Source organism: Corynebacterium tuberculostearicum (assembly GCF_046097255.1).
Taxonomy (GTDB): Bacteria; Actinomycetota; Actinomycetes; order Mycobacteriales; family Mycobacteriaceae; genus Corynebacterium; species Corynebacterium tuberculostearicum_J.
The window spans coordinates 1,473,265-1,492,422 of the sequence record NZ_CP175770.1 but is presented as its reverse complement, the minus strand read 5'-3'; the positions used below and the strand labels follow the sequence as shown (position 1 = coordinate 1,492,422).

The window sequence follows — 19,158 nt, the reverse complement described above, 5'->3', positions numbered from 1 at the left end:
TAAACGTGACTACTTCACACCAGTCCCACACGCCCGCTGCCGAGGAACATTTCGACCTCATCATCATCGGCACTGGCTCCGGAAACTCCATCCCTAGCCCGGATTTTGATGACCAGAAAATCGCCATCATTGAAAAGGGCACCTTTGGCGGCACCTGCCTCAACGTAGGCTGCATTCCCACCAAGATGTATGTCTACGCCGCCGATATTGCCCTAGCGGCGCGCGAGGCCGGCCGGCTCGGCCTTGATGCTCAGGTCACTAGCGTGGATTGGGATTCCATCGTGGACCGGGTCTTTACCAACCGCATCGACCAGATTGCCCAGGGCGGCGAACAGTACCGTCGCGGCGAAGAAACCCCGAACATTACCGTGTTTGATGAGCACGCCCGTTTCGTCGGCCCGAAGACCATTCAGACCGGCGAGCATGTCATCAGCGGCGACCAGATCGTCATTGCCGCCGGCTCCCGTCCGGTCATTCCGGAGGTCTATGCCAACTCGGGCGTGAAGTACTACACCAATGAAGACATCATGCGCATGGACCACCAGCCAGAAAGCCTCATTGTGGTAGGCGGTGGCTATATCGCCATGGAGTTTGCCCATGTCTTTGACGGCCTCGGCACCAAGGTGACCGTGGTCAATCGCTCCGAGACCTTGCTACGCCACCTGGATGATGACCTATCTAGCCGCTTCAACCAGATTGCTCGCGATCGCTTCGACGTGCGCATAGCCAATGGCACCAAGCTCGAGGAAACTGACACGGGCGTGCGGTTGGAGCTCGACAATGGTGAGTCCGTGGAAGCAGAAGCGATTCTGGTTGCTACTGGGCGCACCCCAAACGGCGATCAGATGGATCTGGACAAGGCGGGCATTGAACTGCTTGCCGACGCCCGCGTGAGCACCGACGAGTTCGGCCGCACCACCGCCGAGGGTGTTTGGGCGCTTGGCGATGTCTCTTCTCCATATATGCTCAAGCACGTAGCCAATGCGGAGACACGCGCAGTGCAGCATAACCTGCTCCACCCAGAAGATCTCCGCCCACTGCCCCACGACAATGTCCCCGCCGCCATCTTTACCCACCCACAAATCGCCACAGTGGGCCTAACTGAGAAGCAGGCGCAACAGAAGGGCTTCGACGTCACCGTCAAGGTACAGAACTTTGGCGACGTTGCCTACGGCTGGGCTATGGAAGATCACACCGGCATCTGCAAGCTGGTAGCAGACCGCGCCACTGGGCAGCTTCTCGGCGCGCACCTGATGGGTCCACAGGCATCTACCTTGATCCAGCAATTGATTACCGCGATGGCCTACAAGTTGGACATGCGGGAGTTCACTCGCAACCAATATTGGATCCACCCTGCGCTGCCAGAAGTAGTGGAAAATGCCCTTTTGGGACTGGAGTGGAATAAGTGAACTGTTACGTGATCCTTCTCACACTCCTCCAGTTTCTTCCCAGGGTTTAGGACGTTTTCCCACTTCACGCCAAGGAAGCCCCATTCACAATTTCAGGAAATTCACCACCATAAAGGGGCCCAAATTAATTTAATCGCTGAAATTCCGGTCTTTGACGTGCAAAAGGACGGGAGTTTTACTAAATTCACTTGGGACACCGGCTCGAGCCGATACGAACACGGCTACCGCGTGTTTATGAATACCTCCTGTGTATTCAATAACACTTTGGTTTCCCAGTGCGGAAGCCTTGCAAGTACGACTTTTAAGGAATTTTGATATGCGTATCCGCAATGCAGCAATCGCTGGCGCAACCGCTCTCGCCGTTGCCTTCGGCGGCACCACCGTCGCTTCCGCTGCCGACACCGTCAACCAGAACGGCAACAACGTCACCGTAGAGCAGGCTAACCCTTCCAAGACTGGTAAAGGCCAGGCCGAGGACCAGACTCCAGAGGACTACACCCCTTCCCTGTCCTCCAAGCTTGGCCACAAGCTCGAGGGCGACAAGGCAGCTAACGGCGTTGCCATCTTTGGTTCTTCCAAGGACTTCTCCGGCCAGCCAGCATGGGCAAAGGTCTTCTACGGTGCAACCGTTGTAGCAGGCGTTGGTGCCCTGCTCGGCGGCATCATCGGCCCTGTTTACAACTTCTTCGTACACGGCCCGTCCTTCTAAGCAACAGCCACACGGCTCAATCAAAACTTCCGAAAGGTAATTTTCACAATGCGTAACTTCCGCACCGCAGCCGTTGCTGCTGCTACCGCTGTCACCGTAGCTTTCGGCGGCGTTGCCGTCGCTTCTGCAGAGTCCTCCACCGCCAACGAGAGCACCGGTTCCTCCCTGTCCTCCAGCTCCTTCACCCAGAAGGGCAAGGAGTGGGGCGCATGGACTCCGGGCGAGGACGGCAAGCCGGTAGTAACTGCAGACAACCAGGTCACCGGCGAGGACATGTTCGGCAAGGAAACCTCCGAAACCATCCCGGAGTGGGCTTCCAACTGGAAGAAGGGTGCTACCGCACTGGGCATCACCTCCGTTATCGGCGCAATCATCGGCGCTTACAACTACGCTGTTTACAACGGCATCATCCCGCAGCACATCCTGGACCCAATCTTCCGCCGCTAATTGTTAGCCGCAGATTGGCTCTAGATAGCTAGGGCTTGCACGGGCCTCGTTCTTGTAACGAGGCCCTTTTTGCTATGTATAGTCGCTCCGATACGGCCGACTGCTCCGTGGGAAGTCGGCAAGAATACAAAGGCCGCCTCCACTCCCCTTCTCTGGAAATGGAGGCGGCCTTCAGTTTGTTCTGAGACTAAGTACTAGTCCTCATCTGGAATGGTAAGGATTTCATTGCCGTCTTCGGTGATGACGAGGGTGTGCTCAAACTGGGCAGTGAACTTGCCGTCGGTGTTTTGGACGGTCCAGTCATCATCCCAGATCTCGTAATCCAAGGAGCCGAGGTTAATCATCGGCTCAACAGTTAGGGTCATGCCAGGCTCAAGGATGTCGCGGTACACGGTCGAGTCATGGTGTAGGACCACAAGACCGTTGTGGAAGGTTGGTCCGACGCCGTGGCCGGTGAAATCGCGCACGACGTTGTAGCCGAAGCGCTTGGCATAAGACTCAATAACGCGGCCAATGACGTTAATCTCACGGCCGGGCTTTGCGGCCTTGATGCCGCGCATGGTGGCCTCCTTGGTGCGCTCTACCAGCAGGCGGTGTTCCTCGGAGACATTACCGGCGAGGAAGGTGGCGTTATTGTCGCCGTGGACGCCGTTCTTATAAGCGGTGATATCGATATTGACGATGTCGCCATCCTCAATCACGGTGGTATCCGGGATGCCGTGGCAGACAATCTCGTTGAGGGACACGCAGCTGGACTTGGGGAAGCCGCGGTAGCCCAGCGTGGACGGGTAAGCGCCGTGGTCGCACATGTACTCGTGCGCCACGCGGTCCACGTAATCAGTGGTTACGCCCGGCTGCACGGCCTTTCCGGCCTCCTTGAGGGCGTTGGCTGCGATCTTGCAGGCCTCACGCATCTTCTCAATGACCTCTGGGGACTGGACGTAGGGCTCGCCTACGGCCTCCTGCACCTCGTCTTTCCACACGTACTCGGGGCGCTCGATGCTCTCCGGCACGGTGAGGATCGGAGTGGGCTTGCCTGGCTTTAGCTTTCCTCGATTACTCATGGTTTCCCATGGTAGTCCTCTGCGCCCATAATGCAGCAGCCGGGGTCACGAGGGCAGGCGGGGTTTCTACCCTTCGGCCGGCGGAGCCGCACCCTCGTGCGGTCCGGACCGGTAGTCATCGACCTTCTGCAAGAAGTTGCTAGTGATATTGACCGAGACATCGGAGCCGCCGCCCAAAACCACGAGGGTGGCAAAGGCGATATCGTCTTCTTCCCGGTAACCGGTAAACCAGGCGTGCGAGCCCTCGTTAATCTCGGCCTCACCGGTCTTGCCGTAAATCGTGCCGCCCGCCGCCATGCTGCGTGCGGTACCGCTAGTAACCACTTGGCGCATCATGGCGCGGACGTTATCTAGCACAGGCTTCGAAATCTGCTGCGGCTTATCGGAGGCTTTGGTTTCGTGGCCTTCGATAAGCGTGGGCGTAGGCGTCTTGCCATTGGCAACCGTTGCGGAGACAAGCGCCATGCCGAAAGGGCTAGCCAAGTCGTAACCCTGTCCATAGCCAGCTTCAGTGCGCTCGAGTGGTTCTTTGCCCTCCGGAATGGAACCGGTAATGGTAGTAAGGCCTGGGATTTCGTATTCCACGCCGAAGCCAAACTTTTTGCCCATATCCTTCAACTCACCAGGCTTAAGCTTGGTGGAGATATCCGCGAAGGTAGTGTTGCACGATTGTGCAAAGGCTTGGCTGAGCGGAACGCTACCTAGGGCGAAGGCATTGTAGTTGGTCACCACGCGGCCAAAGATATCCATGGTGCCAGGGCACGGAACGATGGTATCGGTATTAAGCCCTTGCTTTTCTACGCCGGCCGCCGCGGTGAGAATCTTGAACACCGAGCCCGGAGGGTACTGACCTTGGAGGGCTACGTCGCCCTCTTCATCGGCCTTCTCGGTTTGGGCGACGGCCAAGATATCGCCATTGGAGGGCCGAATGGCTACGAGCATGGCCTGGGAATCGGCACGCTCATTGACCGCCTCTTGCGCGGCACGCTGCACGTCGTAGTCCAGACCTACCTTGATCGACGGCGCCGCATCAGGGTCGTGCTTTTCCACATCAGAGAGCGCCGCACCATTTTCATTGACCACAGAAATGGACCAGCCGGTTTGGCCATCGACTTCATCTTGGACCGCGGAACGCACGCGCGACATCAGATCGGGTGCCAGGCCACGGTCGCGGGTGACCAGAGCCGGTTCTTCATTGAGGCGCACGCCGTCCATGCCTTCCACCTTGGGGCGCACAGCCTTGGCTTGATCCTCCGTAAACATGGTGACGGAAAAGGAGCCGTCTGCATCCTCCAATTTTTTCGCCAGATCCTTGGCATCCATCTCCGCAATGGAGTCATCCTGGCGGTGGGCGGCAGCCAGTGCGCCGCTGACCTTGGAAGCGGTGGGCCGCACATCATCCAGCGAGCTGGTATCTACCACCAGCCGGTAATTCAACCCCGGGCTCATCAATTCCACCCCGTTGGAAGAAACCACGCTGGCGCGCTCTGCTTCCAGCGCACGCAGTTCCAAGTGCTGATTTGCTCCCAGGTCTGGGTGGATAAGGCTCGGTTTCCACCGCACCGTCCACTCATCCTCAGTCTTGGTCAGCGTCATCTGCGTGTCATAGCTCAAGGTACGATCCTTGGGCAGGTCCCAGGTGACCTTGTAGTTCGCCGTGGCGAGGTTCTCATCCTGGTCCACGCCTTCAAGCTCAATGTCGAGCCCCTCGGCCTGCAAGCCGGAGTAGGTGGCATCGAGGGCGGAGGTGGCGTCCGAGGGGGCGTCGGTAAGCGCGGCTAAACCGTCATTATTGCGGGACTCCATCCCCTGGAGGAATTCTTCCGCCACCGGTTCCGCAGAAACCGGCTTCGGAGTACAGGAAACCACGCTGGTGGAGGCGAGCGTGATAGTTGCAACCAGCGCGACCAACTTCTTCATGTCTTGGCACTCTAGCAGCGCAAGCGCCAAAAAAGACTGCCCCACACCGAAGTGCGGGGAAGTCTGCTCAAAGTGGGTGAATTACTGGGTTACGCGAACCTCAGCCTTGGCGCCTTCCACGGCTTCCATACCCTGCTCATCGGCAATGCGCATGGCCTCTTCAATGAGGGTCTCCACGATCTTGTCTTCCGGCACGGTGCGAACAACCTCGCCCTTAACAAAGATCTGACCCTTGCCATTGCCAGAAGCAACACCGAGATCGGCATCGCGGGCCTCGCCTGGGCCGTTGACAACACAGCCCATCACGGCAACGCGCAGCGGGAACTCCATGCCGTCCAAGCCGGCGGTAACTTCTTCTGCCAGCTTGTAAACGTCCACCTGGGCGCGGCCGCAGGACGGGCAGGAGACGATTTCCAACTTGCGCGGGCGCAGGTTGAGCGACTGCAGAATCTGGTCGCCCACCTTGATTTCCTCTACCGGCGGGGCGGACAGGGACACGCGAATGGTATCGCCAATGCCCTCTGCCAGCAGTGCACCGAAGGCCACGGAAGACTTGATGGTGCCCATGAACTTCGGACCGGCCTCGGTCACGCCAAGGTGCAGCGGGTAATCAGTCTTTTCCGCCAGCTGGCGGTAGGCCTCCACCATCAGAACCGGATCGGAGTGCTTAACGGAAATAGCGATATCGCCATAACCGTGCTCCTCAAAGAGGCCAGCCTCCCAAATAGCGGACTCGACGAGTGCCTCCGGGGTGGCCTTGCCGTACTTTTCCAGCAGGCGCTTGTCCAAAGAACCACCATTCACGCCGATGCGGATGGGAATGCCGGCATCGCCTGCGGCCTTAGCAACTTCCTTCACGCGGCCATCAAACTCGCGGATATTGCCCGGGTTTACGCGGATGGCGGCGCAACCAGCGTCGATGGCCTGGAAGATGTACTTCGGCTGGAAGTGGATATCCGCAATCACCGGGATCGGAGACTTCTTGGCAATGGCCGGAAGTGCCTCCGCGTCGATGGGCTTAGGGCAAGCCACGCGCACGATATCGCAGCCGGAAGCGGTCAGCTGCGCGATCTGCTGCAGCGTGCCGTTGATGTCGTGCGTCTTGGTATTGGTCATTGACTGCACCGAGATGGGCGAGTCAGAGCCGACGCCGACCGGGCCCACCTGCAGCTGACGAGTCTTGCGGCGCGGGTGCAGGACTGGTGGTGGGCCGTCTGGGATTCCTAGACCGATGGGGGTCGACATGAATTCTCCTTGTTGAAGCACAGTAAATACATACGGTGGGTGATTAACGCCCCCACTCTAGCACTGCTTGCTTTATGCCTGAAGTGCGCGCAGCGGGGGCTGCGGCGGCTAGCCAAATAGCCGAATGGGGTTGACCACATCGGCGACGATCACGATGGCCCCAACACCCATCAGCAGCGCGGCCATCACATAGGTCACCGGCATCAGCTTGGTGTAATCGGCCGGGCCCAGAGCTGGCTTGCCCGCCATTTTGCGGATGCCATCGCGCAGCTTTTCATAGATGATGACGGCGATATGTCCGCCGTCAAAAGGCGGCAGCGGAATCAGGTTAAAAAGCGCGAGGAAGAAGTTCAGGGTGGCCAGCATCATAAAGAACATCGACCACAGGGAGCGCTCCGCCAATTCGCCGCCCACGCGGGAAGCGCCGACGACGGACATCGGGCCATCGGCCTCGCGTTCGTGGCCGAAGATGGAGGCCACCACACCCGGAATTTTGCCGGGGAATTGCTTGAGACCGTCAACCGTGGCTTCCAGCGAGTAGGTGCTGAAGCGCCAGGTTGCTGGCAGGGCGTCGACGGCGCCGTGCTTTTCGACGACATCGATAAGCTGATTGCTCAGCCCAATTGAGCCAGCATCCACTAGCTCGCCGTCGTGGTTCAATCGCTTGACCGTATCGAGCTGAACCGGGAAGTCCCTTTCTTCCCCACCGCGCTCAACCGTCAGCGTGATGGTCTCGCTGGGGCGCTGCATTACCTCATCGCGCAGCTGGGTAAAAGAATCCAGCTTCTGGCCATCGAGGGCCACGATGATATCGCCCTCCTGCACGCCGGCTTTTCCGGCTGGGCCTTGACCCGTGCACTTTTCCAGTTCTTGGTTCAGCTTTTGATTGGCCGAGCAGGTCACCTCGCCTACACGGGGGCGCACGTCAGCATCCGGGTTGGGCAGACCAGCCGTCATCGCCACAAAGTAGAGGATGACAAAGCCCAAAATCAGGTTGACGCCGATGCCGCCAGCCATCACGATTATGCGCTGCCACCACGTCTTTTTATACATGGCATGGGGCTCTTCTTCCTCGGTGAGGAATTCATCCTGGGCCGTCATGCCAGCGATATCGCAAAACCCGCCTACCGGGAAGGCCGCAAGCCCATATTCCGTGTGGCCCTTCCGGAAGGAAAATAGGCGCGGCCCAAAGCCAATAAAATAACGCCGCACGCGCATGCCAAAGGCGCGCGCGGTGAGCATATGGCCTGCTTCGTGCAGCGCTACGGTAAGCCCGATGCCGAGGGCGAAAAACACAATGCCCAGCAAGTTTGCCATGGTGTGAAAGCTTTCTAGTCAGCCAGCGAATCAATCAGCGCATTCGCGCGCCTGCGCGCCTCGCCTTCTACCGCGAGGATTTCATCGAGGCTAGAGACTACACCAGCAAACTCGGATGCGGAATCAAGGATCGTGCCCACGACGTCCACGATCTCCGGGAAATGGATGCGCCCAGACAAGAACGCGGCAGCTGCTTCCTCATTGGCGGCGTTGTAGATGACCCCTGTTCCCTCGGCCGCGGCCCGGCGGGCGAGGTTGACGGCGGGAAAGGCGGCATCGTCAAGCGGCTCAAAACGCCAATCGTGTGCCTGCGCAAAGTCCAAGGACGGCTGGGCTCCTGGGACGCGGTGCGGCCAATTCAGCGCTAGCGAAATGGGCAGCTTCATTGATGGCGGTGAGACCTGGGCGATGGTGCAGCCATCCTTGAAGGTGGCCATGGAGTGAATGATGGACTGCGGGTGCACGGTGACGTCGATGCGCTCCGGGGCGATGTCAAAGAGCAGGGTGGCTTCAATCAGCTCCAGGCCCTTGTTAATGAGGGTGGCGGAGTTGAGGGTATTCATCTGCCCCATGGACCAGGTAGGGTGCTGCGCTGCCTGCTCAGGGGTCACGTCCCACATCTCTTCGCGCGACCAACCGCGGAAGGGGCCACCAGAGGCGGTAAGTACGAGCTTATCCAGCTCCCCCTCCTCGCCGGCACGCAGACACTGCGCCATGGCGGAATGCTCCGAGTCAACAGGGATAATCTGGCCAGGGCGCGCCTTCTGCGTAACCAGCGTGCCACCCGCCACGAGGGATTCCTTATTGGCCAAGGCTAAATACTCGCCCATCTCCAGAGTGGCCAAGGTGGCCTTGAGCCCCAAAGACCCCACCAAGGCATTGAGTACCGTATCGGCCGGGGCCGAGCGCACTAGGTGCTCTGCAGCGTCGGCGCCACTCAAAACCGAACCGCCTAGAGCGGCCGACACCTCGGCCGCGGCCTCCTCGTTGGCCACGGCAACGTGGTCAAACGAAAGGTTGAGGCTACGGGCTTGTTCGATGATGAGCCGCGGGTTGGAGCCACCCGCAGCGATTCCCACGACGTCGAATTTATCGGGATTATCCGCAATGACTTCCAGAGCCTGCGTGCCGATTGAACCGGTGGAACCAAGAATGAGTATTCGCTGAGTAGTCACGCCTCCACCCTAGCGCCCACCACCATTGGGCGTGCGCGCCAGGTACGCCGCACTGCGACGGGGGTGTTTAATCGCCATCTCAGGTGCGATGTTTTAGAATGTGTAGCAGACAAATGGCATTGGTGTGCCCGCATGCCCATCGCACAGACGGACACACGCAGAAGCGAAGGAGAGCAAGTGTCTTCCCACAAGCCGGTACCGCAGGTATTTGACGGTGTTTCTACTGAGGACGTCCCATCCGCAGGATTCGGTTGGTCCCGCATCAGCCGCTCTGGCGTACAGATCGCCGGTTGGATCTCTGTCCTGTTCCTGCTTGCCTACAACTTTGGTAACCACAAGGGCCACGTTGAGACCATCTGGCTCATTGCCTTGGCTATCTTGATCGCCGTTGGCCTGCTCATCCACGCTTTCCAGCCTAAGCTGCACCAGGTCCGCACCGTGACCGCCAACAACCAGCCAGTAGGCCACCAGGAGCCGGACTGGGTCTACGACCAAAAGACCAGCACCGGCGCATACGCCGAGCTGACTGATTCCCAGCTGCGCGCGCTCAACATTGAGCCTTCCCGCGTTTCTCACCTGCGCGTTGAGCCAGGCACCAACAACGCCACCCCGGTTTCCTCCGGCAAGCACACGCTCTAAGCTTTTAGTACGCTTTAGCTACCGCCGCCCTTCCCCGCGAAGGTCGGCGGTTTCTTTATGCCTCCGCTTGGCGACGCCCCTCCTACTCACCAACACATCCTGTCGTTTAGGCCCCACTCCCAGCCCCCACGGCCTCAACCGCGACCCCGAGAGGGCCGCGATGCGGCCACTGTCGCGGGGGGCCGGAGGATTAAGACACCCAGTGACCCACCTTGGCGTAAATCTCAGGCAGGGAGTTGTCCACGCGTTTTCCGCTTACCCGGAGGGCAACGATATAACACGCAACTGGAACCGCGATGACGAGGATAAACCCCAGCGCAACCAGTACCATATTCGAGCCGTAGCCGATGGCCATTGGAATGACGCCAGGGATAATCGGCGTCCAGCCAATAAACAAATTCAAAATGGCGCTTAAGAAGGCACCGGCCGAGTAGCCGGATTTATCTGCCCACATACTGCCACCGGGCCGCGCGGTGGCAAAGGGATTAAAGGTGGATAGCAGCAATGACAATCCTGCAGAAGAAATGAAAATTCCCAGGGCGACCACCATCAAGCACCCGGTGAGCGCTTTGTCGGCGCTCACCGCGAAAAGCACCGCCGCCGAGAGGACGAAAGTTATGGCTGTGGGCGCCAAGTGCGCCCAGTGCCGCGCGTAGAGAAACGTGCGCGGACGAACTGGTGCGGCCATCTTTACCCACAGGCTTGGACCGTCGTAGCCAAAATCATTAGTGGCTACAATTCCGCCGAAGAGTCCCAGAAATAGCACTCCTATAGACGGCATGACGGAATCAGTAGTAAAGCCCTGAATGATAAAGACGATTGCCAAAATTGGCTGCATGATGATGGTTCCGATAAGGCGAGAGTCGCGGAAGATGTAGCGCAGCGAGCGGGTAAATTCCATCGCAGCTGGTCCGCGATAGGAAAAGGAGCCCAAAGAAAAGCGGCTTATTCCTTTGGCCTTTTCACGGCGTTTGTGCTCCGCCGAGAAGAGTGTGCGGCGCTCGAATTGCAAGCGCAGCAACCGGTGCCACGCCCACACGGCTGCGCCCAGCGACGCCGCGGCGATGAGAAACTGCAAGAAGGCTACTACTGGTTCGCCTTGGGCGAGCGCGAGCGCCCAGCCCACCGGTGCGCCAACGGGCGTCCACGCCAGACCCTCGCCCACAGATCCCAATGGGAAGTCAGAGCCAGCAAGGGATGCAAGCCGATTAGAACCAAAGATGAGCAAGAACACCGCCAGCGCACCCAAAACTTTGAGGGTGGTCGAGCTTAGCTCCGCGACAGTAACCCCGACATAGACCGCGAGGTCCACTAAAACCAGCGTCAGTACTAGGGCAAAGAGCATGCTCAGGCAGAAGGGCACGATGAACAATGCCTTGCCATTGGCCGCCAAAATCACGCTTCCCGCCACCGCATAGGCAATGGAGAGCAAGACAGATACTGGAGCGCGCAGATTGAGTACTGAGGCAATAGCTAGTGCCGGCGTGATGTCTTTTAACCGCACCGGCAACGCGGAAAGCTCACGGGCAGAAAGCTGATTCTCTCCGCTGGGCATGATGAGGGTGATAACGATAAAGGCAAGCGTGCCTACAGCAGGGGCCACGGTAAGGGCTTGCACGTTCCCAGTTCCGATGGAGATATCTGCCGCGGCAAGAGCGCCCAGCGACGCAAGGCCGATGAGTCCGTAGAGCAAGAGACAGATAGGGATCATGACCGCAGCGGCATTCGCCTTGAGATTGCGGACCCACAGTGTGCGGTGCAGCTTGAGGAGCGTCGAAGTCATTGAACCTACGCCTCCCCGTCCCCACGCTGCGGCTCGCCGCCTTCACGACGCAGCCAATCGAAAGAGCCCGCATCAAAATCACTCCCACCGGCAAAGTGGATGAAGGCATCCGTCAGGCTGCCACCTTGGCGCACCTCCTCCACATGGCCAGCAGATAGCACCTGTCCTCCCGCGATAATGGCTACATGATCACACAAGCCCTCCACCAATTGCATGACGTGTGAAGACAGGATTACGGTGCCACCGCGGGCGGCATAGGCGCGCAAGAGCTCCTGAATGAGCTGGCCGGAGACTGGGTCCACCGCTTCCAAAGGCTCGTCGAGGATCACTACCTCTGGGTTATGCAGGAGCGCACCTGCCAAAAGGATCTTCTTAGTCATGCCGGCGGAATAGTCCGCGATGGGTTTATCGGCGGCGTCGGCAAGCTGCAGGGCATCCAGCAGCTGTGCGCTGCGGCGCTCCACCTCGGCTTGGTTCATGCTGCGCAAAGCGCCGAGATAAAACAGGTACTCCGGGCCAGACAAGCGGTCAAAGACGGGAGCACCATCAATGAGCAGGCCCATCGCCGCCTTAGCCGCAATCGGTTCCTGCCACGTATTGTGCCCAGCGATGAACGCCTCACCGCTATCGGGGCGCATCAGACCACACGCCATGGTCAGCATGGTGGTCTTGCCAGCGCCATTAGGGCCGACGATGCCATAAATAGAGCCCCGCGGAATGTCAAGGCTCAAATTCGACACCGCGGGGCGTCCAGCGAAAGATTTATTCAGACCGCGCACGGCAAAGGCCTGCGCGGTGGGGTCATCTGCAAGCGGTGGATAATTCGGAATAATCATATCCGCCAATGTTATCAGTTAGGCGGACTTATCTTCCCGTTCATCCGCTGCGAGCTGACCACACGCTGCCGCAATCTCATCGCCCTTGGTATCGCGCACCGTGCAAGGAACGCCTTGGGCCTGTACGCGGCGCACGAACTCGTCCTGGCGGTCCTGCGGGGCCGCATCCCACTCCGAGCCCGGCGTGGGGTTCAGCGGAATGACATTGACGTGAACCTTGGAGCCCAGCTTCTGATGCAGCTTGCGGCCCAGCATATCCGCGCGGAAATCCTGGTCATTCTTATCGCGAATCAGGGCATACTCGATGGACACGCGGCGAGCAGACTTATCCGCGTAATAGCGCGCAGCATCGAGCACCTCATCGACGGACCAACGGTTATTGACTGGCACGAGACCATCGCGCAGCTCATCATCCGGAGTGTGCAAGGAAACGGCGAGCGTGCAGGCCAAATCTTCGTCCGCCAGCTTACGGATTGCCGGTGCCAAGCCCACGGTAGACACGGTCACGTTGCGCTGGGAAAGACCAAAGCCGGCACCATCCTGGCCGGTAATCTGTCGCACGGCCTGCACCACGCGCTTGTAGTTGGCCAGTGGCTCACCCATGCCCATGAAGACCACGTTGGACAGGCGGCCACCTTCTGCTGCCATCGCGGCTGCAGCATGGCGGAACTGCTCAACGATCTCGCCCGTGGACAAGTTGCGGTCTAGACCGCCCTGGCCGGTAGCGCAGAACGGGCAGGCCATACCGCAGCCGGCTTGGGAAGAAATACACAACGTGGCGCGTCCTGGGTAGCGCATCAGAACCGACTCCAGCAGCGTGCCATCATGCAAACGCCACAGGGACTTGGTGGTCTCGCCGTCATCCGTGGAAGTAGTCCGGATAGGCTGCATGAGCTCAGGGAAGAAGGCTTCCTTTACCGCTTCGCGCTTGCCGGCGGGGATATCGGTCATATCCTCCACATTGTCGGTATAGTGCTCGTAATAGTGCTTAGCCAGCTGCTTTGCACGGAATTTAGGCAGGCCAATTTCTGCGAGCCTATCAATGCGCTCGCTTTCGGTCAGGTCCGCGAAGTGCTTAGGGGGAAGTCCGCGGCGCGGGGCGGAGAAGTTAAGTTTCACTGGTTGAGCCATAGTGTTGCCCATCTTTCCACGGTCTGCGTGGGTTTTTCCAATTGAAAGCCATGCCAAGTGGCATAATCGACAGGTTTAAAGAAATAATGGATGCATGACAAATCCGAATTACCCCGCAGATGACTTTTCTTCTTCCGACGCAGACCTCTCCTCGACGGAGCTGAACACTTCTGCACCGGAGACCGATTCTAGCCTAGAGCCGACGGTCTCTGACTCTACTTCTCACTCCACCCAGCCTTCCGGCAAGGCGAAGGGATCTTTCGCAGCCAGCACTTGGATCGCGCTCATCGTAGATTTCCTGCTCCTGATTGTCCTCATTGTTTTCATCATGCAAAACCAGCACGAGGTTCCCATGAACTTCCTAGGCTGGTCCGGTGAATTCCCTGCCGGAATTGCTTTCCTCATCTTCGCCATTGGCGGAGCACTCATCATGGCTCTGGTGGGTGGCTGGCGCATGTTTGAGTTGCGCCGCCAACTGCGCAAACAGGCTCAGCAGGTATAAGTCTCAACAAGCCGCCTCTCCCCTTTTTCTGCCTTCTTAGGAAGGACTATTGGGGAGAGGCGGCTTTTGCGTACCCACTGCTCCTATGGTGTGAACGTAGCCAGGAAGCTAATGGCCACCCAGGTGACCATGGCGGAAGGCAGCATGCCATCCAGACGGTCCATCAAGCCGCCATGTCCTGGCAGCAGAGCCGACATATCCTTGATTCCGAGCTCACGCTTAAACTGGGATTCCACCAAGTCACCCAAGGTGGCGCAAATGACAAGGCCAAGCCCCATCAGGCCGCCCACCCAGGCATCGTGATGGAGCAGGAACTTCACGGTAAGCGCGCCGGTGACCACGCCGAAGACGATGGACCCGGCAAAGCCCTCCCACGATTTCTTGGGGCTCACCGCAGGGGCCATGGGATGCGAGCCAAACATCACGCCAGCGATATAGCCACCAGTATCGGAGGCCACCACGCACAACATGAAGACGACGATGGAAGCGGCACCACTGGCGAACGGAGTCGACACCAGCGACAGCATTGCTGCGAAGGTGGCAAAAAGCGGAATCCATGTCAGCACAAAAATGCCAACGGACATATCCCGCAGGTAGTTAATTGGCGGGCGATGGCGACCGTTATGGAAGAGGCGACCAAACATGAGCGCCAGCACAGCGGTGACATAGACCGCGACAAGGCCGGGCGCGCCCAGTGGCCACGAGACCCACACCATGGCTTGGCCCAAAATAATGAGCAGCGTGCGCGGAATATAATAGGAATGCTCTCGCAGGCGGCTGAGTACCTCCCACATGGCAACGCCAACTGCAAGCGCCACGACCGCGTACCACGCGAGTGGGCCGGCCCATACGGCGAGCACGACAAGTGCGCCAAGGCCTACGCCAACGCCGATAGCGGCCGGCAAATCGCGGCCTGCACCATTCTTCGGCTGTGGCAATCGGCGGTTTATGGCATCACTCACCGTGACCGGCTCCTTTCGCTGCATCTTTTCGCGCCCCTCGCTAACTTTCACTGCTCGACCTCCCCTACTCCAAACTTCGGATCTGTAGGCCGCGGAACAGAAAAAGCGCCGCCGGCCGGGGACGGGCACGGCGGCAATGATGGGAGGTCTTAGACCTCCATCAGCTCGTTTTCCTTATTTTCTACCAGCTTGTCCACCTGCTCGATGTAGCCGGAAGTAATCTTTTCCATTTCCTTTTCCGCAGCGATGACCTCATCCTCGCCGGCGTCGCCGTCCTTCTGCAGCTTCTTCAACTGCTCCATGGCCTTGCGGCGAATATTACGGATAGCAATCTTGCCGTCCTCGCCCTTGCTCTTGGCCAGCTTCACCATTTCCTTACGACGCTCCTCCGTGAGCTGCGGAACGGTCACGCGCAGAACTTGGCCATCGTTGGTGGGATTCACGCCCAAATCCGAGTTGCGGATGGAGTTTTCGATCTCATGAATCATGGACTGCTCATAAGGCTTGATGAGCAGCATGCGCGGCTCCGGTACGGAAATGGTAGCCATCTGGGTAATCGGAGTAGGTACACCGTAGTATTCGGCTACCAAGCCGTTGAACATGGTGGGGTTCGCGCGGCCGGTACGAATGGTCACCAGCTGCTCGCGGGTGTGCTCGACGGAAGCGGTCATGTGCTCTTCTGCTTCGAGCTGAATCTCATCGATCATGAGGTTAAATCATCCTTAAACGAATAGGGGTGGCTGTATAAAAAGGTAGCAGGTTCGCAGCCCTTACAGTATTAGGACTGCACCAGCGTGCCGATAACTTCGCCTCCTGCGGCGCGGGCGATATTGCCCTCCTCCAGCAGGTTAAAGACCAAAATTGGCATATCATTGTCCATGCACAGGCTAAAGGCCGTGGCATCCGCAACCTTGAGGCCCTTTTCAATGACCTCACGCGGAGTGATTTCAGAGTACAGTTCCGCGTCCGGGTTGGTGCGCGGGTCATCAGAGTAGACGCCGTCGACCGCCTTGGCCAAGAAAAGAACCTCAGCGCCAATTTCCAGGGCTCGCTGCGCGGCAGTGGTATCCGTGGAGAAGTACGGCATGCCCATGCCGGCGCCAAAGATAACCACGCGCCCCTTTTCCAGGTGGCGGTCAGCGCGCAGCGGCAGGTACGGCTCGGCAATCTGCGCCATGTTGATGGAGGTCTGCACGCGGCAGTCGACGCCCTGCTGCTTGAGGAAGTCCTGCAATGCAAGGGAATTCATTACCGTGCCCAGCATGCCCATGTAGTCCGAGCGAGCACGGTCCATGCCGCGCTGGGAAAGCTCCGCGCCGCGGAAGAAGTTTCCGCCGCCGATAACCACTGCAATTTCGATTCCCTGGCGGGAGACCTCGGCGATTTGGCGGGCTACGTTTTCAACCACATCTGGGTCGATGCCGACCTTGCCGCCGCCGAACATCTCACCGCCCAACTTCAGCATTACTCGCTTGTATCCGGTTCGCTTAATATCTGCAGCAGTCACGCCTACTTCGTCTCCTTAACGCGGGGCAGTTTCAATCTCCGCCCTATCTTACCCATATATCTTTCGCATCCTCACACCGCCCGCCGGTGCAGGCCAGTAGGCAATTGCGAGGTGCCAGTCCCGCTCCTGCGAATAGACAATCCGCACAAGTCGGCACGGTGAGCGCACAACAAAGCCCACGAAGGATAATCCTTCGTGGGCTAGTCGTTACAGCGGGATGGGCTTAAGCGCCAACCTCGTAGCGAACGAAGCCGGTGATGGTGGTGCCAGCTTCTTCAGCAACCTGCTTTACGGTCTTCTTGTTATCAGACAGGGAAGCCTGCTCCAGCAGAACGATGGACTTGAAGAAGCCGTTCAGGCGGCCTTCCACGATCTTCGGCAGGGCTGCCTCTGGCTTGCCCTCCTCACGAGTGGTGGCCTCAGCGATCTCGCGCTCCTTCTCAACGATCTCTGCAGGAACGTCCTCGCGGGTGAGGTACTCAGCGTTCATTGCAGCAATCTGCAGTGCTGCGGCGTGAGCGCCTTCCTCGCTACCCTCGTAGGAAACCAGAACGCCCACTGCCGGCGGCAGGTCAGCGGAACGCTGGTGCAGGTAAACGGCAACGTTGTCGCCCTCTACGGTAACTGCACGGCGTGCCTGCAGCTTCTCACCGGTCTTTGCGGACTCCTCGTCCACGACCTCGGAGACCTTCTTGCCGTCGATTTCAATGTTGTTGAGCTCGTCAGCGGAGTTTGCCTTGGCCTCAGCAGCAGCGTCAGCAATCTTGGCTGCGAAGGTCTTGAAAGCCTCGTTCTTAGCAACGAAGTCGGTCTCACAGTTGATCTCGACCATGGTGTTGCCGGAAACTGCGATGAGGCCCTCGGTAGCCTCACGGTCAGCGCGCTTGGAGACGTTCTTAGCGCCCTTAATGCGCAGGTACTCAACGGCCTTGTCGTAGTCGCCGTTGGACTCTTCCAGAGCCTTCTTGCAATCGAGCATGCCGGAGCCGGTAGCTTCGCGCAGTGCCTTGACGTCTGCAGCAGTGTAGTTCGCCATAGTTGGGGCGATCCTCCTTGAAAATCAAACAGTGTTCGTTCAAACAGCGTAGTCGACGCGGTGAAATCGCGCCGCTTTAGGGTGGCAGAAACCACCCCTTTCCCACCTCTGCGTAAAGGTGGAGCTGGCTTCAGCAGAACCCAGCATAGATAAAACCAACCCCCGCCGCCGTTAAAGCACGGTGGCGGGGGTTGGTAAACAGCCTTGGGCAGGAATTACTCCCTTGCTGCCCCACACCAAAAGTGCGTGGGGTATTCAGTTAAACGCAGGTAAGGAAGATTCCTAGCGAGAAGTTAAGACTACTTCTCGGCCTTGTCTGCGGATGCTTCCTCAGACTTTTCCGCGGAGGCCGGGTCGGAAGCTGCGGCAGCTTCCTCAGCGTCACGCTTTTCCTTCTCAGCGGAGTCGCCGGCAGCTTCCTTAGCTGCAGCCAGCTGACGCTCCTCACGAGCCTTCTTGCCTTCCTCAACAGCGGAGGCAACGATGCCGGAGAGCAGCTTGGTGGAGCGGATGGCGTCGTCGTTGCCCGGGATCGGGAAGTCAACGTCGTCCGGGTCGCAGTTGGTGTCCAGGATGGCAACAACCGGGATGTTCAGCTTGTGAGCTTCCTTTACCGCGATGTGCTCCTTGTTGGTATCAACAATCCACAGTGCGGATGGGGTCTTGGCCATATCGGAGATGCCACCCAGAACGCGCTCGAGCTTGGCGCGCTCACGGTTGAGCATGAGAACTTCCTTCTTGGTGCGGCCCTTGTAGCCGTCCTCACGCTCGTCCATTGCCTGAAGCTCCTTCATGCGCTTCAGACGCTTGGAAACGGTCTGGAAGTTGGTGAGCATGCCGCCCAACCAGCGGTGGTTGACGTAAGGCATACCGACGCGGGTTGCTTCCTCAGCAACTGCTTCCTGAGCCTGCTTCTTGGTACCAACGAACAGGATGGTGCCGCCGTGTGCAACGGTTTCCTTGACGAACTCGTAAGCCTCGTCAATGTAGGTCAGCGTCTGCTGCAGGTCGATGATGTAGATGCCGTTACGGTCGGTGAAGATGAAACGACGCATCTTCGGATTCCAGCGACGGGTCTGGTGGCCAAAGTGCACACCAGCGTCGAGGAGCTCGCGCATGGTTACAACTGCCATGATTCGCTCGCTTTCTTTTTATCTTGTCTTTCGGTTTTCCAATTGTGCGGTGTTTTATTCCGCACCCTAGCAACGAAGGCCCCGCTGACACCTTGTTTCCAAGGACCACGTCAACCGTCAGGCTGTCTCTTCCTTCCAGCAGGAAGCGACAACTTCGCCGCGCGTAGTCAATGCCTCCACGAGGTGGACACACTGCTGCCCCAAAGAATAATCCCTATACGCTGGTTTTTCCAAACCGAAGACAGCTTATCCACAACTTCGCCGCAGCCACTTTGCATCAATCGTCACAACCAGCTCAACCACATCATGCAACCCAAGTTGTCCACAGCTAAAAGGAACGGAC

The 19,158-nt window shown here is 58.6% G+C and carries 18 protein-coding genes; 5 read left to right on the top strand and 13 right to left on the bottom strand.

Going from position 1 to position 19,158, the window contains the following annotated elements:
• The first annotated feature begins 5 nt into the window (after positions 1-5).
• The 3 genes from mtr (at position 6) to ACKFRY_RS07100 (ending at position 2,565) form a co-directional block, all read left to right on the top strand.
• Positions 6-1,409, top strand: coding sequence for a mycothione reductase (mtr, locus tag ACKFRY_RS07110; protein WP_150850545.1), 1,404 nt, complete (start codon positions 6-8; stop codon positions 1,407-1,409).
• Positions 1,410-1,725: 316 nt separating this feature from the next.
• Entirely contained in the window at positions 1,726-2,118 is a 393-nt protein-coding gene (locus ACKFRY_RS07105; RefSeq protein WP_005328705.1) for a hypothetical protein, read from the top strand.
• Positions 2,119-2,166: 48 nt separating this feature from the next.
• A complete protein-coding gene (locus ACKFRY_RS07100) occupies positions 2,167-2,565 on the top strand; it encodes a hypothetical protein (RefSeq protein WP_005328707.1) in 399 nt (132 codons plus the stop codon).
• Between the two features lie 194 nt (positions 2,566-2,759).
• On the opposite strand, the gene map is transcribed toward ACKFRY_RS07100, so the two are convergent.
• The 5 genes from map to dxr form a co-directional block, all read right to left on the bottom strand.
• On the bottom strand, positions 2,760-3,629 hold the full coding sequence (gene map, locus ACKFRY_RS07095; RefSeq protein WP_005325202.1) for a type I methionyl aminopeptidase: 870 nt from the start codon (positions 3,627-3,629) through the stop codon (positions 2,760-2,762).
• 66 nt (positions 3,630-3,695) lie between these two features.
• On the bottom strand, positions 3,696-5,549 hold the full coding sequence (locus tag ACKFRY_RS07090) for a penicillin-binding transpeptidase domain-containing protein (protein WP_408922551.1): 1,854 nt from the start codon (positions 5,547-5,549) through the stop codon (positions 3,696-3,698).
• An 81-nt stretch (positions 5,550-5,630) separates the two neighbouring features.
• On the bottom strand, positions 5,631-6,794 hold the full coding sequence (gene ispG / locus ACKFRY_RS07085; protein WP_179386645.1) for a flavodoxin-dependent (E)-4-hydroxy-3-methylbut-2-enyl-diphosphate synthase: 1,164 nt from the start codon (positions 6,792-6,794) through the stop codon (positions 5,631-5,633).
• Positions 6,795-6,902: 108 nt separating this feature from the next.
• A complete protein-coding gene (locus ACKFRY_RS07080; protein ID WP_408922550.1) occupies positions 6,903-8,111 on the bottom strand; it encodes a M50 family metallopeptidase in 1,209 nt (402 codons plus the stop codon).
• A gap of 14 nt (positions 8,112-8,125) precedes the next feature.
• Positions 8,126-9,286 carry a 1-deoxy-D-xylulose-5-phosphate reductoisomerase gene (dxr, locus tag ACKFRY_RS07075; protein ID WP_408922549.1) on the bottom strand — a complete coding sequence of 387 codons (1,161 nt, stop codon included), beginning with the start codon at positions 9,284-9,286 and terminating at the stop codon, positions 8,126-8,128.
• Positions 9,287-9,418: 132 nt separating this feature from the next.
• Here dxr and ACKFRY_RS07070 point away from each other — a divergent pair, with 132 nt between their 5' ends.
• Positions 9,419-9,925 carry a DUF2631 domain-containing protein gene (locus tag ACKFRY_RS07070; protein WP_408922548.1) on the top strand — a complete coding sequence of 169 codons (507 nt, stop codon included), beginning with the start codon at positions 9,419-9,421 and terminating at the stop codon, positions 9,923-9,925.
• A 190-nt stretch (positions 9,926-10,115) separates the two neighbouring features.
• On the opposite strand, the gene ACKFRY_RS07065 is transcribed toward ACKFRY_RS07070, so the two are convergent.
• From ACKFRY_RS07065 to rlmN, 3 genes are read right to left on the bottom strand one after another with little or no spacing between them, the layout of a single operon-like run.
• A complete protein-coding gene (locus ACKFRY_RS07065; RefSeq protein ID WP_408922547.1) occupies positions 10,116-11,708 on the bottom strand; it encodes a hypothetical protein in 1,593 nt (530 codons plus the stop codon).
• Between the two features lie 5 nt (positions 11,709-11,713).
• Positions 11,714-12,544 (bottom strand): ABC transporter ATP-binding protein, encoded by an 831-nt coding sequence (locus ACKFRY_RS07060; protein WP_408922546.1) that lies wholly within the window; start codon positions 12,542-12,544, stop codon positions 11,714-11,716.
• Positions 12,545-12,562: 18 nt separating this feature from the next.
• Positions 12,563-13,687, bottom strand: a complete 1,125-nt coding sequence (rlmN, locus tag ACKFRY_RS07055; protein WP_250412600.1) for a 23S rRNA (adenine(2503)-C(2))-methyltransferase RlmN — start codon at positions 13,685-13,687, stop codon at positions 12,563-12,565.
• Between the two features lie 82 nt (positions 13,688-13,769).
• On the opposite strand from rlmN, the gene ACKFRY_RS07050 reads away from it, so the two are divergent.
• A complete protein-coding gene (locus tag ACKFRY_RS07050; RefSeq protein ID WP_005325219.1) occupies positions 13,770-14,177 on the top strand; it encodes a lipopolysaccharide assembly LapA domain-containing protein in 408 nt (135 codons plus the stop codon).
• Between the two features lie 83 nt (positions 14,178-14,260).
• Here ACKFRY_RS07050 and ACKFRY_RS07045 read toward each other — a convergent pair whose 3' ends face one another.
• The 5 genes from ACKFRY_RS07045 to rpsB form a co-directional block, all read right to left on the bottom strand.
• Positions 14,261-15,163, bottom strand: coding sequence for a phosphatidate cytidylyltransferase (locus ACKFRY_RS07045; protein ID WP_005325220.1), 903 nt, complete (start codon positions 15,161-15,163; stop codon positions 14,261-14,263).
• A 125-nt stretch (positions 15,164-15,288) separates the two neighbouring features.
• The gene (gene frr / locus ACKFRY_RS07040) at positions 15,289-15,846 is read right to left on the bottom strand and encodes a ribosome recycling factor (protein WP_005325221.1); all 558 of its coding nucleotides are present in this window, start codon (positions 15,844-15,846) and stop codon (positions 15,289-15,291) included.
• A gap of 71 nt (positions 15,847-15,917) precedes the next feature.
• Positions 15,918-16,604 carry a UMP kinase gene (pyrH, locus tag ACKFRY_RS07035; RefSeq protein ID WP_023027755.1) on the bottom strand — a complete coding sequence of 229 codons (687 nt, stop codon included), beginning with the start codon at positions 16,602-16,604 and terminating at the stop codon, positions 15,918-15,920.
• Between the two features lie 265 nt (positions 16,605-16,869).
• The gene (gene tsf, locus ACKFRY_RS07030; RefSeq protein ID WP_005325225.1) at positions 16,870-17,682 is read right to left on the bottom strand and encodes a translation elongation factor Ts; all 813 of its coding nucleotides are present in this window, start codon (positions 17,680-17,682) and stop codon (positions 16,870-16,872) included.
• Between the two features lie 299 nt (positions 17,683-17,981).
• Entirely contained in the window at positions 17,982-18,815 is an 834-nt protein-coding gene (gene rpsB / locus ACKFRY_RS07025; protein ID WP_408922545.1) for a 30S ribosomal protein S2, read from the bottom strand.
• Between the last annotated feature and the right edge of the window lie 343 nt (positions 18,816-19,158).

Coding starts and splice junctions, on each gene's coding strand:
- ACKFRY_RS07105 (WP_005328705.1), top strand. CDS start 1,726: ATGCGTATCCGCAATGCAGCAATCGCTGGCGCAACCGCTCTCGCCGTT.
- ACKFRY_RS07100 (WP_005328707.1), top strand. CDS start 2,167: ATGCGTAACTTCCGCACCGCAGCCGTTGCTGCTGCTACCGCTGTCACC.
- map (WP_005325202.1), bottom strand. CDS start 3,629: ATGAGTAATCGAGGAAAGCTAAAGCCAGGCAAGCCCACTCCGATCCTC.
- ACKFRY_RS07090 (WP_408922551.1), bottom strand. CDS start 5,549: ATGAAGAAGTTGGTCGCGCTGGTTGCAACTATCACGCTCGCCTCCACC.
- ispG (WP_179386645.1), bottom strand. CDS start 6,794: ATGTCGACCCCCATCGGTCTAGGAATCCCAGACGGCCCACCACCAGTC.
- ACKFRY_RS07080 (WP_408922550.1), bottom strand. CDS start 8,111: ATGGCAAACTTGCTGGGCATTGTGTTTTTCGCCCTCGGCATCGGGCTT.
- ACKFRY_RS07070 (WP_408922548.1), top strand. CDS start 9,419: ATGCCCATCGCACAGACGGACACACGCAGAAGCGAAGGAGAGCAAGTG.
- ACKFRY_RS07065 (WP_408922547.1), bottom strand. CDS start 11,708: ATGACTTCGACGCTCCTCAAGCTGCACCGCACACTGTGGGTCCGCAAT.
- ACKFRY_RS07060 (WP_408922546.1), bottom strand. CDS start 12,544: ATGATTATTCCGAATTATCCACCGCTTGCAGATGACCCCACCGCGCAG.
- rlmN (WP_250412600.1), bottom strand. CDS start 13,687: ATGGGCAACACTATGGCTCAACCAGTGAAACTTAACTTCTCCGCCCCG.
- ACKFRY_RS07050 (WP_005325219.1), top strand. CDS start 13,770: ATGACAAATCCGAATTACCCCGCAGATGACTTTTCTTCTTCCGACGCA.
- ACKFRY_RS07045 (WP_005325220.1), bottom strand. CDS start 15,163: ATGCAGCGAAAGGAGCCGGTCACGGTGAGTGATGCCATAAACCGCCGA.
- frr (WP_005325221.1), bottom strand. CDS start 15,846: ATGATCGATGAGATTCAGCTCGAAGCAGAAGAGCACATGACCGCTTCC.
- pyrH (WP_023027755.1), bottom strand. CDS start 16,604: ATGCTGAAGTTGGGCGGTGAGATGTTCGGCGGCGGCAAGGTCGGCATC.
- tsf (WP_005325225.1), bottom strand. CDS start 17,682: ATGGCGAACTACACTGCTGCAGACGTCAAGGCACTGCGCGAAGCTACC.
- rpsB (WP_408922545.1), bottom strand. CDS start 18,815: ATGGCAGTTGTAACCATGCGCGAGCTCCTCGACGCTGGTGTGCACTTT.